The organism is Membranihabitans maritimus (assembly GCF_021729145.1).
Classification (GTDB): Bacteria; Bacteroidota; Bacteroidia; order Chitinophagales; family Saprospiraceae; genus Membranihabitans; species Membranihabitans maritimus.
This window is the reverse complement of record NZ_JAJSLW010000011.1, coordinates 47,849-60,580: the sequence shown is the minus strand read 5'-3', so window position 1 is coordinate 60,580 and position 12,732 is coordinate 47,849. Positions and strand designations below refer to the sequence as shown.

At 40.9% G+C, this 12,732-nt stretch carries 10 protein-coding genes; 6 read left to right on the top strand and 4 right to left on the bottom strand.

All coding sequences use genetic code 11. The annotated features are described in order from the left end of the window. The first annotated feature begins 11 nt into the window (after positions 1 to 11). Entirely contained in the window at positions 12 to 269 is a 258-nt protein-coding gene (locus LVD47_RS14205; RefSeq protein WP_236977748.1) for a DUF2683 family protein, read from the top strand. A 126-nt stretch (positions 270 to 395) separates the two neighbouring features. After that, positions 396 to 524: a type II toxin-antitoxin system YoeB family toxin gene (locus LVD47_RS24315; protein ID WP_439652021.1), complete on the top strand. Its 129-nt coding sequence runs from the start codon at positions 396 to 398 to the stop codon at positions 522 to 524. Between the two features lie 197 nt (positions 525 to 721). Here the strand turns inward: LVD47_RS24315 and LVD47_RS14200 are convergent, their stop codons facing one another. The 4 genes from LVD47_RS14200 to LVD47_RS14185 form a co-directional block, all read right to left on the bottom strand. After that, entirely contained in the window at positions 722 to 1,585 is an 864-nt protein-coding gene (locus tag LVD47_RS14200; RefSeq protein ID WP_236977747.1) for a DUF4249 family protein, read from the bottom strand. A 78-nt stretch (positions 1,586 to 1,663) separates the two neighbouring features. Continuing rightward, on the bottom strand, positions 1,664 to 3,985 hold the full coding sequence (locus LVD47_RS14195; protein WP_236977745.1) for a TonB-dependent receptor: 2,322 nt from the start codon (positions 3,983 to 3,985) through the stop codon (positions 1,664 to 1,666). Positions 3,986 to 4,106: 121 nt separating this feature from the next. After that, entirely contained in the window at positions 4,107 to 4,844 is a 738-nt protein-coding gene (locus tag LVD47_RS14190; RefSeq protein ID WP_236977743.1) for a hypothetical protein, read from the bottom strand. A 19-nt stretch (positions 4,845 to 4,863) separates the two neighbouring features. Next, a complete protein-coding gene (locus LVD47_RS14185) occupies positions 4,864 to 5,868 on the bottom strand; it encodes a hypothetical protein (RefSeq protein WP_236977741.1) in 1,005 nt (334 codons plus the stop codon). Positions 5,869 to 6,338: 470 nt separating this feature from the next. Here LVD47_RS14185 and LVD47_RS14180 point away from each other — a divergent pair, with 470 nt between their 5' ends. The 4 genes from LVD47_RS14180 to LVD47_RS14165 all read left to right on the top strand — a co-directional run bounded on the left by LVD47_RS14180 (position 6,339) and on the right by LVD47_RS14165 (position 12,596). After that, a complete protein-coding gene (locus tag LVD47_RS14180) occupies positions 6,339 to 6,959 on the top strand; it encodes a TetR/AcrR family transcriptional regulator (protein ID WP_236977739.1) in 621 nt (206 codons plus the stop codon). Between the two features lie 42 nt (positions 6,960 to 7,001). Continuing rightward, complete coding sequence (locus LVD47_RS14175) at positions 7,002 to 8,372, top strand: TolC family protein (protein WP_236977737.1); 1,371 nt, start codon at positions 7,002 to 7,004, stop codon at positions 8,370 to 8,372. A gap of 62 nt (positions 8,373 to 8,434) precedes the next feature. Continuing rightward, on the top strand, positions 8,435 to 9,517 hold the full coding sequence (locus tag LVD47_RS14170; protein WP_236977735.1) for an efflux RND transporter periplasmic adaptor subunit: 1,083 nt from the start codon (positions 8,435 to 8,437) through the stop codon (positions 9,515 to 9,517). A gap of 31 nt (positions 9,518 to 9,548) precedes the next feature. Then, complete coding sequence (locus LVD47_RS14165; protein WP_236977733.1) at positions 9,549 to 12,596, top strand: efflux RND transporter permease subunit; 3,048 nt, start codon at positions 9,549 to 9,551, stop codon at positions 12,594 to 12,596. The last annotated feature ends 136 nt before the right edge of the window (positions 12,597 to 12,732 follow it).

Here is a 12,732-nt window from a genome sequence, read left to right as displayed (position 1 = left end):
TTGTAATCACTATGAAGACACTTACCGTACATCCCCAAAATAAAGAACAGGCCAAAGCCATCGAAGCGGTATTAAAAGCTCTGAAGATACCCTATGAAAAACTTAATCACCCTGAAAAATTCGACTCACGGTCCAAGTCTCAAGTTTCTGAATCCAATGAGCTTTACAACCCGGATTGGGAAAAAATGATGAAACAGAGTGCAAAAGAAATCGAAGAAGGTAAAGGCATAAAAATGAGCATCAAAGAATTAGAAGATTTGTGGAAATAATATTCTCTCCGACAGCCAGAAAACAGTTTGAATTATTTGTTAAAGCAGGAGACAAACGAATAGTAAAAAAAATTACTCGACTAATTAAAAGTATTCAAAAAGATCCATACTCTTGAATAGGAAAACCTGAGGAACTTAAGTATAATTGGTCGGGCTTTTTTTTGGTCTCGTAGAATAACCAGAGAACATAGGTTTATATACAAAGTTTATAACAACAAAATAGAAATATATTCCGTCAAAGGCCATTACAAGTAATAATCCCGGAAACTTTCCCAAACCCGACCTCTTTTAATCGCGCATAAGACACCTGTACAGAACTGCAAACATTATAGATTTGACAAACTTTTACAGGACATATATCATTGAAAATGCCGGGAATTCTGCAAAATACTTGTGTGTTTCCGTCTCTTAATGATGTTTGTCAAACCTCTAAAAATCATTCAGCTACAGCACTACCTCCTAATCTCCAATCTTCGCTTAGTCTCGCTAAATACACCAAAAACACCCTGCGCATTGTCAAAATTAGAATAAACAGGACGTACTTGTTGAAATATATCTTCACCTGAAAAATATAATTCTTCCAGATCCCGAACAAATCGCGTAAGGTCTGTGGGCAAATAAGTAATGTAGACATCAACATGATCTGCCAACATAGGTTCTCCTCCTTCATTGAGATAATCCCTGCTCAATCTAAATAGCAATTCCTTTTCTTTCGTCCAAAGCCCATCATTAGTATATTCAACACGTGTACTGATCTTATTCCAAAAGTTGACCTCCTGAGTCTGCCAGTTTGAAATTTGCTTAACGGGCTGCATCATACTGTCGAGCAACACAGGGTAAACAGATACTGCTTCTACTTTTTGCTCAACTTCACCCAAACTAATCCCCAATGCATAATCATCCATAAAATGGGAATCCTGAGTGGCGTAAATAGTCTGAACTTCAACAGGGTCAGGTAAACGACTATCGGATGAGACATATTTTCTTTCGTGGGTCAAGTCGACGACCTCCATAGCGTAATCCATCCCCGCACTTAAATCAAGATTTTCTGCGGGAATACTAAATTGATCTGCGCTATCCTGCTCAAACATTGCTACTCTTTCGCCATTCTCTATAAGATATACTTCCATCTTTGGCAATTGAGGAACATCCACATCATTGTCACCCAGTGGCTGGTTGTACCGTATAATAGCACGTGCTCCGGATAAAGGGCTCACCAGGCCTTGAATCACCAATTGCGGTTGATAAATCGGCGCGTCAAGGGGAACCTTCCGGCTCATTTCGCAACTGTATGTCAAAAAGATAACAATTAACATAAGCATACATTTTGCGCATTGATTGATCCTGAAAAATTTAGTTTTGATTATATTTTGTCTTTTCATCGATCCATTAATTTATAATTCAAAGCCAAAATGCACAGATGGGATAATCGGGAAAAAGCCGTGAACTTCCAGGTGCTCGTCATCATCAATCGAAACATAAAAAGGATTGATCTGGTTATACGCATTGTAAATACTTATACCAAACCATTGTTTATTCCCCCTTTTAGTAACATATTCCCGGTCTAAATTCAAATCCAGGCGATGAAAAGCCGGCATCCTGTAATTGTTAATATCATTTACTACCTGGTACCCCCCGGCCAGATCATTACCGGGACTGAAACTACTGGGGAGCGTAAAGGGTCTCCCGGTACGGTAATTCCAACCTGCTGACAATTTATATCCTTTCCCCCACATATACATAAGCAGGATACTGGCATTGTGCCGGAAATCAAAATCAGCGCTAAATTTTTCACCCCTGTTGAGAGTGGGAAACCGGATCCTGGAATGGGCATACGTATAGGCAACGGAAGCATGTATCCTCCCCACCGTTTTTTGTAATAAAACTTCAGCCCCATAAGTGGTATTTCCCCCGTCCCGGTGAAGAAAATTTTCATATTCCAGAACATTTAAGTCTTCATCGGTAGAAGGAATAAACCGCACCAACCCCTCCTGTTTTTTATAGAAAAGCTCTGCCGAAAAATTGTCCAGCCATCGGTAATCGGGATTGACAAAGTATCCCATAGACCATTGATGAGAAATGGAAGGTGGAACCTCTTTGTCCGAAGTAGTATAAAACTCTCTGAAAAAGCCGTCCAGTTCGGTAAAACCTAATAGAGTGGTATATTGCCGCTGCAAATTATATGAAAAATTCATGGTGCTTCGGGAAGTAAGATCATACATGATCAATGCTTTGGGTTCAAGAAGAAAATCATCATAATCCGCATACAAATAATACGGTAACCGTAATCCCGCTTTAACTTTCCATCTTTCATTGATTTGATACATCCCATCACTGTAAAGGGCCAACGTCTGTGCATCTGACCGCTGTGCAGAACCGGAAAAAGAATCTACCGTAGACACCTGGTCACCATATCGGAATTGATGGGACCGGTCCAAAAAAAGATCGTAGTCTAATTGCTCAAATTCCGCCCCATATTGCACGTCCCACTTTCTACCAAGCTTACTATTTCCATGTACGTCCAATTTCAGGGACCTGATATTATTACCGGAATTTCTCCGTATTATATTTGTTTCGGAATACCCCGAACCTCCGTAAATTTCCCAATTGTCAACAATATTATCATCGAAAACATGCTTATAAAATGATGTACTCGCATGTACCCGCCAGGTGGTTTGTGGATTTGCATACCAGGTATAATTGAGGGCGGCTAACTGATTTTTTATGGAATACCGCTGGTCAGAAGCACTTTCGGTTACATTCGAATACGTATCCAACCGGTCTGTCCCGTAAAAATAACTCAACGAAAGATGTTGATCCTCACCAATACGGGCATCCACCCTGGCATTGGCATCACCTATAGCAAAATTAGCTACTTCCCCTTCCCGGTCTCCCCTCCTGGTCCTCCGGATAAGTGGGCCGGTAACAAGATCGATAAAAGTCCGTCGGCCACCTATTGAATAACTCACTTTGTCTTTCCAGATCGGTCCAGTGGCTTTCACTTTCGAATATATCACTCCCACATCCACCGACTGGTGATGATTTTTATAATTCCCGGGGGCGGAACGAATATCCAGCACCGAAGACAACCGCCCCCCATATCGAGAAGGCCAGTAACTCTTATAGAAGTCAACGTTGTCGATCATATCGGAATGAAACATAGAAATAAAACCACCGAAATGATTGACATTAAACAGGGTGGCACCATCGTATAGGATGAGGTTTTGATCCTGGTTACCGCCGCGGACAAATAGATGGGAAAAACCTTCCCTACCATCTGTGACGCCCGGAAGAAATGTAAGGGTTTTCATTATATCAGCATCTCCAGTCAATGAAGGTATGGCCGTTAGAAAATCCATGGAGACCTGTTGTTTCCCAAGGGCCGCCTGTTGATGAAATTCATCTTCAGCTAATATTACTACTTCGTCCATAGAACGAGTATGTAATTTGACAACGTACTTCATCTGATCACCGGCAATGACCACCAATGTATCTTCGTACCCCACATAGGACACCTTGATAGAATCCCCGGATGAGGCGAGTATAGCAGCCGCCCCCTGGTTATCTGCAGTAGTAGCTGTTTTCTCAGAAAAATTCTGTACATACGCCTGGGACAAAGGCCTTCCCCCCTCCGCATCCATAATGGAAAAAGTCCGTAACTGGGCGTGCAACAAACAAGGTGCTATCCAGAAAATAGTCCAAATTACAACCTTCATATATTATTTTTGACCAAAAATGAAGCACCCGTAGTACGACCTACCGGTGCTTCAGTAATATCTATAATATCTGTTTATTATTTCTTCCATATTTATTAACGGATTCGAAAACAGATAAACATCAATTCAATCTGTAAAAGACATTCAGGTAAAAGCCCATTTCCCGGTAGCGGCGATGGACAAATACACCGTTTGGCTCTCCCAGGATCAACCTCGGCTCAAAGTCAGAATACGCCAATGCTTCCAGACGAAGCCTAGGAATCAATCGGGCGAAGAAACCGGTATGGCCTTGCCAGGTAAAGTTCTCAAAATAGGGATCCAGGGATGCATTATTGGTAATCAACCGGGCATCATCCTCTGATAATTCGGTTAAGTGCCAATTGGCCGTCCCACCGATCTTCCACCCTATCGGGCCGAACACCTGGAAATTCAGGGATACGGGTACGGATATTGACCAATACGACCATTTCATGACATTGTTATAATCATGATGATAAACTCTCTTGGTCAACGCTTCGACCACTTCACCATTCGAATGTTCTACCTCCTTGTATTCTTCTTCTATATAATCCAAAGGTATATTCCGAATGGATGATCTCCTGATCATGGCCTGCACTTCCCAGGATAGCATGCCTCCCTTCCGAAAGGTGGAACCCGCCGAAACACCTGCCTGGAATTGTGCTCCCGGCTTTAGATATTCATTGGGAATGTTTGAGTTTTCAGAAAAGGGAAATCCCGTTTGCAAATCCGATGCACCACTCCCGACAAATGCTGATACGTCAAACTGGCCATATGAAACTCCAACTGCACAAAACAAAACCAGTGTAATAAATAATAATTTACCTTTTACCATCATCATATAAACAATTTAAATTATGCTATGGCGTAAAATAACTTTCACCATAAGTTTGTGGACAATTCGTATATCCTCCACAGCATATAGTTGCCCAATGTTCATCCGTCCCCCTGGTAGTTGACCGGCCCTTTGCAGACTCAAATTTAGTGTCATTTGTGTAGTATCCAGATAAAACAAGGTCTCCAAAAATATCAAAATTATAGTAAAAATTCGTAACTTCAGCTAACACCAACCCGTTATAATCCGAACTTCTTGATATCAAAACGTTATTATTGTTATACGCTTCAAAATTCACTTCTTGCATTTGATGCTGTGTATCGTATTTCATCCAAATACCCAGGTTCTTCTTTCGTCCGTACACATGCATTTGCACACTGGTCCAGCTATAGCTACCAGACGTTTCTTCATATACGTGCAAGATAAGGAAAGCCTGTCTATTATTGTTTTTCTCAGCCTGGCCGGTATGTGTCTGAGTGGTCCCACAACTACTGCGAGCCTGGATTTCCTGTGAATGGCCATGATCCACAATCAAAATTCCCCTGTCGTGATCTGATTTTTCCATTTCCAGGGCTTCACTAAACTTGGACCGGTCTCCATCTTTAATCATCACAGTCCTTCCAGGATATACTCTTGCCAGTGTCTGACCAATAGAATACTCCCCGTCGCGATTCGCCAAAATCTTGTAATATCCGAGTTTTACATTATCCGTCACAGCTCCGTCCTTTATCGTTACAACATCTTTGTATTCATTCTCCCAGGCAGGTATTTGGTCTTTAGAAGTTAATTTCCCAAATGCTTTATGCGCTGAATTAGCGGCAGCCCTCATACTGGTAAAGCCAATCGAAGCTTCCCAATCATTCAACTCCTGTTCATTCATACTCATGATTTTCTCTACGTCTTCGAAGTAGGTATCCGGATTGGTAAAATGTAATCTTCCTTCAACTAACTTTACATTCTCTATTCCTGTTTCTTTGTAATCAGTACTAAGTGCAGTAGGGCTTACTTTTTCATTTTCACACCCTGTCAACAGGAGTATGAACAAAGCGAAAAAACCCGCTAATCGGTTAATTCTGTGTGTGTGTGTGTAAAATTAAAAACTTTTTCCATGATTCTAATTATTTATGAATTATAAAATACTCGAATCATCAATCTCTTCTCTTGTTTCTAATTAGGGTATTTAAGCTACAAGAAAATAACACTAAAATAGAATTAATCAACTTTAAACTTTTTAGGAAAATTTCCTTTATTTATAAATAGTAGTTCTCCACAATTATATTGATTTAATATTAATTTACAAAATAATTATTTAGATTTATTTCATAAAAATTAAAACCAAACTGTTAATGCCTCATTAATTTCCATTAATCCATCAAAACAAAGATTATACTATTTTACTGATTTAGAAATCAGATATAAGTATATCTTCAATAACCACCCGAACAAAGAAATATCTCAAAAAATTTGGATATTTAAACACTGTTCAATTATATTTGCATAATGGGAATATCCGATCGAAAAGAAAGAGAACGACAAGAATTGAAAAACCGCATCCTCGATGCGGCACGGCAACTGTTCCTTGATAAAGGTGTCGACAATACTTCCATTCGCAATATTGCCGAGATCATCGAGTATAGTCCGGGAACCATTTATCATTACTTCAAAGACAAAAATGACATCCTCCACAATTTACACAGCGAAGGTTTCAGGCAACTGAGAAGTAGAATGACCGTACTCGAAGCAGTATCGGATCCCATAGAACACCTGAAAGCCCTGGGAAGGGTCTACGTGCAGTTTGGACTGGAGAACAGGGACATGTACGACTTGATGTTCATAAAAGACGAACCTATGGAATTCGTCGAAAATGAAGAGGAAGACTGTTGGGTAGAAGGGAGCACCACATTTGATTATTTAAAAAAGCTCATTCAAAAATGTATGGCTAAAGGGTTTTTTCCCGATCAGGAATTGGAGCCGTTATCTTTTATGATCTGGTCCGCTGTGCACGGAATTGTATCCCTGTACATCCGAAACAGAACAAAAATACTATCAGAAGAAATTCAAAACAGCATTGTTGTAGATGCACTCGAATCATTTAACAAACTAATAGATCAACAAAAATAAAATTTTTTATCATTGAATTGAACACTGTATAATAAATAAACTATGTATAAATCAAGAATAAATTGCAATAAAATTTTAGCAACAGTGATTCCCTTATTCCTTATATCTGCTATTGCTTTACCAGTGTTTTCTCAATCCATCCTGGAAAAATACATCCAGGAAGGTATTCAAAATAATCTCGTCGTTCGAGATAAGAATATCTCACTGGAGCAAAGCAAATTGGCCCTGGAAAAGGCCAAAACATACTTCCTTCCTTCAATTGACCTGAATACTTCGTATACACTAGCCGTAGGCGGAAGAACTATCGATCTTCCCGTGGGCGATCTATTAAACAATGTGTATAGCACCCTCAATGAATTAACCAATACTCAATCATTCCCTCAGTTGCAAAATGTCAGCGAACAGTTTAATCCGAATAACTTCCTGGATGCAAAAGTACGCGTTTCCTATCCCTTGTTAGATCCAAGCATACGAAATCAACGAGATTTTCGCTCACAATATGTAAGCCTGTCCGAAAAAGAACTCGATATATATATTTTAGATTTAACACGTGATATAAAAATCGCTTACTATAACTACTGCTCCGCTTACAAGTCCCTCGAAGTATTCAAAGATGCTGAAAAGCTACTTGAACAAAATGTAAAGGACAATCAATCCCTGTTGCGCAATGGCAAGGGACTCCCTGCCCGTGTAATACGAGCAGAAAGCGAACAATCAGCGCTTTTGGCAGATAAGTTAAAAGCCGAAAACCAGCTCAAAAAAGCCCGGCTCTACCTCAATTTCCTTCTCAACCAGGCTCCCGACACTGAAATAACGTATCAACCTATTGAACTAAAATCGGTTAACAACTTCCTGGACACTAATGCGTACGACCTTTCTGAAAATATCGAATTGCAGCGAATGGAAAATGCTATTCAAATCCAACAAACTTCAATAGAATCGGCAGAATCCTTTTCTACACCGCGAATCCACGCTTTTGCTGACCTGGGTGTCCAGACCTTTAACTTCCAGTTCGAGAATCAGAGTCCCTATGTAATGGCTGGAGTCCAGCTCACGCTCCCCATTTACCATAATGGAAGAAATAAAATGAAGGTTCAGGAAGAAAAGCTGTCACTGCAATCCCTTCAAAATCAAAAGGAATTGCTTAATAAAAACCTGAGTAGACAATTGCAATCTACTCTATTGCAATTCAAGAGTGACTACGCCACTGCTTCAGCAACACAAAATAGGATCCAAAGTGCCCAAAAATACTTCGAATTAATCAATAAGAGTTACCAGGCCGGCACTGCATCGCAAATTGAATTCCTGGATGCCCGCAAACAACTGACTGAAGCGGAATTACAATATCATATAGCTATGTACAGCGTAATGATAACAAAAGCAGAAATTCAAAGACTTTTGACAACCCAATAAAACAGCTCCATGCTAACATTAACAAAAATTCTATTTTCCACAAATAATAAGTGCAAACAATCATGAAAGATATAAAATCACTATTCCTGTTGACCGGGATCCTTGCTATACTCCTATCCTGTCAGCAAAACCAACCTCAAGAAATGGACATAATAGCAACTAAAGATACCATTCTGGTAACTACCATACCGATCAAAGAGGAAGTAATTCAAAAGCAAATACATGCTTCGGGACAATTCTCAACAGATGAAACGGCAATCCTGGCTTTCAAGACCGGGGGAATCGCAGAGGAATTACCTTTCGAAGAAGGCGACTATGTACGTAAAGATGAAGTACTGGGACGTCTCAATATGACTGAGATCAATGCTCTGGTCAATAAAGCCGAGATTGGTTTTGAAAAGGCACAAAGAGATTTTCTACGAACCCAAAACCTTTTCAAGGACAATGTAGCCACCCGGGAGCAAAGGCAAAACGCCAAAACAGCAATGGATCTCGCCACGGAAGAACTCGAAACAGCTCGGTTCAACCAGTCACACTCCACTATAAAAGCACCTTACAACGGTTATATTGCCCAAAAATTAATCACGAGCGGGCAAATTGTATCGGGAGGGACACCGGTATACGCTATCAACGGATTAAATACACAATCCTGGCGATTAAAAGTACACGTCAGCGACAGGGACTGGGCGGCGATTTCCCCCGGGGACTCTGCTCATATTTCCGCCGGTTCATTTCCAGACAAAACATTCTTTTCGAAAGTATCTAAAAAGGCCAAATTATCAGACCCAATGACCGGAACATTTTGGATTGAACTATCGATTCCTTCTTCACTGCAAAAAAATCTGGCTAGTGGAATGTTCGGGACCGCTACCCTATTCCCTGATGGGAATTCCAGTAGCTGGGAAGTGCCGCACGAATCAGTGTTAGACGCCAACGGTAATACGGGATACATATTTATTACGAATGGGAATAATATAGCACAACAACTCAAGATTCAAATAACCGGCATTGGAGAAAACGGTATCCTAATCCAGGGAAATCCGGATATCCTTGGGAACGCACAATTAATAGTAGACGGCAGCGCCTATCTAAAGCAAGGGTCGTTGGTCCGGGTTGCAGTTGACAACCAAAGCAATATTTATTAAAACCTACTAATTCATCTCTCAATATTGTACAATGAAAATTTCAGAATACGCAGTAAAAAATTATCAACTAACCCTGGTTTTATTTATTATGGTCGCTGCGGTGGGTATTTCTACCTTATTTAATATGCCGAGAAGTGAAGATCCGGCTATTCACGCTCCCCAATTCCCCATTATTGTCATCTATCCCGGAACAGGACCGGCGGATATGGAAGAACTGGTGGTAGACCCGCTCGAAAAGCGCATATATGCCCTGGAAGATATCAAAGAAATCGATACCAAAATCCGGGACGGAGTGGCCGTTCTCACCGTAGAATATTTGTATGATAGCGATGAAGATGAAAAATACCAGGAGTTAATTCGCGAGGTCAACAATGCCCGCGATGAACTACCCGGAAATATCCTAAGCCTGGAAGTTCAAAAAGCCGGTCCTTCCCTTGTGAATATTATTCAAGCGGCATTAGTCAGTGAAAATGCGCCTTACAGCGAAATGAAAAAGTACGGGGAAAGGCTTCAGGAACAACTCGAAAAAATACAATCGCTAAAAGAAGTTGAAATACATGGCCTTCCCGATGAAACGGTTCGAATTGAACTCAATTCACAAAAAATGGCCTATAATAACATTCCGCTTAAAGCAGTCATGGGAACGCTCCAAAGCGACATGGCCAATATCCCAGGCGGAATAATAGAGGCTGGAAAAAGGGTTTACAATATAAAAACAAGCGGAAACTTCACCAACATAAAAGACATCAGCAATACGATTATCCAGTCTGTATCCGGCAAAAACATTCGCCTCAGTGATGTGGCATCCATTCACAAGGATCATAAAGAAAATAATCATATTACCCGAATAAATGGCTATCGGTCCATTTTTATAACCGCAGCCCTCAAGGAGGGTTTTAATATCTCTAAATCGCAGGAAGAATACCTTCCCGTCCTGGAAACCTTTAGTGCTTCCCTACCCCAAAACCTGGATTTGATCCTGGCATTTGACCAGGCCGAACATGTGAACCATCGTTTGATGGGGCTGGGAAAAGATTTTTTGATTGCCATTTTCCTGGTACTATTTACACTGTTACCTCTTGGGGGCAGGGCTTCTCTTATTGTTATGATATCCATTCCCCTGTCACTTTCTATCGGACTTATTATCCTCAATGTTTTGGGTTTTGGATTAAACCAACTGAGTATTGTCGGTTTGGTAGTAGCGCTGGGATTACTAGTTGACGACAGCATAGTAGTAGTTGAAAATATTGAACGATGGATTCGGGAAGGAAATTCGCGCATAAAAGCGACCATCATGGGGACCAAACAAATTGGTCTGTCAGTAATAGGGACTACCGCCACCCTACTTATTGCTTTTATGCCACTGGCTCTTTTACCGGAAGCATCCGGAGATTTTATACGAAGCCTTCCCATAGCTGTAATGTCCAGTGTTCTGGCCTCCATGGTAGTTGCGCTGACCATCATTCCCTTTTTGTCCAGTAGGATACTCAAGCAACACAGTGGTGCATACACCGGCAATCTGTTTATGCGGCTTCTCAAACGATTTATTTCCGGAAGCTATGCCCGGATCCTCAGGGTTTCGATACGGAGGCCGGTAATCACACTAATCGCCGCGGCAATAATTTTTGGCGGGTCCCTTGGGTTCATTCCTGTTATTGGTTTTAGTCTTTTCCCACAATCGGAAAAGCCTCAATTTGTCATTGATATCTACGCCCCGCAACAAACCCGAATCGGAATTACCGACCAAATAACGCGAGATGTGGAAATGGAATTAGAAAAAATTCCCGAAGTCCAATACTATTCTTCTAATATCGGGAAAGGTAACCCGAGAATTTATTATAACGTTTTGCAATCGAGTGAACGTACTGACTATTCCCAGGTTTTCGTCCAACTTCAAGCAGGGACATCCCAGGAGGACAAACAGAGAATTGCTGAAACCCTCCGCCACAAATTTGCCCATTTCAGCGGGGCAAAAATTGAAGTCAAGCACTTTGAACAAGGACCACCAATACTGGCCCCCGTAGAAGTACGGATTTATGGAGAGCGATTGGACACATTACGAAATATTGCCGCCAGGGTAGAACAAATGCTTAATGCCCAGGATGGAACCATTTATGTCAATAATCCCGTAGACCATCTGAAAACAGACATCAAAGTTGCTGTGAACCAAGAAAAAGCCCACTCCCTCGGTGTCAACTTAATTGATATAGATCAAACCGTCCGGATGGCTATAGCCGGAACAAATGTAGGCTCATTTACCGATGAGAATGGAGATAAAAAAGACATTATTATCACTACGCCTAAAGAAGAAAGGGCCACACTTACTTCTTTTAATAACCTCCAAATAAATAATACTGCCGGGGCGGCACTTCCACTGGGACAGGTAGCACAACTTGAATTCGAAAGCAGTCCGCTGAATATTTACCATAAAAATAAGGCCAGAACCGTATCAGTTACCTCCTTTGTACGTGACGGGTTTCTCAATGACCGGGTAATTACCGAAGTGATCGATAAAATGGAAAATATGGATCTTCCTAAAGGCTACGCCTATGAAATGGGGGGCGAATTTGAGAGCCGACAAGAATCATTTGGCGGTTTTGGAACAGTAATCCTGGTAACTGCATTTCTATTTATCGCCATTTTAATCCTCTTGTTCAAGACCTTCAAAAGTACACTTATCGTATTGTCTGTTATCCCATTGGGAATGGTGGGAGCTTTAATTGCTCTTTGGATAACCGGGAACTCCCTTTCTTTTGTAGCAGTAGTAGGACTCATTGCACTGGCGGGAATCGAGGTCAAAAACTCCATATTATTGGTCGACTTTACCAATCAATTGCGTTCTGAGGGAGTATCTTTGGATGAAGCTATCCGGGAAGCGGGGGAATTGCGTTTTTTACCCATTATTCTTACAACACTTACAGCCATTGGCGGATTAATACCTATAGCAATGTCTTCGAATCCATTAATATCTCCGTTGGCTATTGTCATTATAGGGGGGCTGATAAGTTCTACTCTACTTTCAAGAATCGTAACCCCGGTGGTATACAAATTAATCCCACCCGGAATAGAGCTTGAGTAAAAACGCAAACCTCCCGGAGAACTCCCCGGGTATTTTTTACATTGCAAAGTACAGAGCAAACTCAGATAAATTTTAATATATTAGCCTTAATTATTGATTGAAATAATTTCAAATAAAACCAAAGAAGGTTTCCCTA

Excerpts from the sequence above, each read along its gene's own strand:
- LVD47_RS14205 (WP_236977748.1), top strand. The coding sequence starts at position 12 with ATGAAGACACTTACCGTACATCCCCAAAATAAAGAACAGGCCAAAGCC.
- LVD47_RS14200 (WP_236977747.1), bottom strand. The coding sequence starts at position 1,585 with ATGTTAATTGTTATCTTTTTGACATACAGTTGCGAAATGAGCCGGAAG.
- LVD47_RS14195 (WP_236977745.1), bottom strand. The coding sequence starts at position 3,985 with ATGAAGGTTGTAATTTGGACTATTTTCTGGATAGCACCTTGTTTGTTG.
- LVD47_RS14190 (WP_236977743.1), bottom strand. The coding sequence starts at position 4,844 with ATGATGATGGTAAAAGGTAAATTATTATTTATTACACTGGTTTTGTTT.
- LVD47_RS14180 (WP_236977739.1), top strand. The coding sequence starts at position 6,339 with ATGGGAATATCCGATCGAAAAGAAAGAGAACGACAAGAATTGAAAAAC.
- LVD47_RS14175 (WP_236977737.1), top strand. The coding sequence starts at position 7,002 with ATGTATAAATCAAGAATAAATTGCAATAAAATTTTAGCAACAGTGATT.
- LVD47_RS14170 (WP_236977735.1), top strand. The coding sequence starts at position 8,435 with ATGAAAGATATAAAATCACTATTCCTGTTGACCGGGATCCTTGCTATA.
- LVD47_RS14165 (WP_236977733.1), top strand. The coding sequence starts at position 9,549 with ATGAAAATTTCAGAATACGCAGTAAAAAATTATCAACTAACCCTGGTT.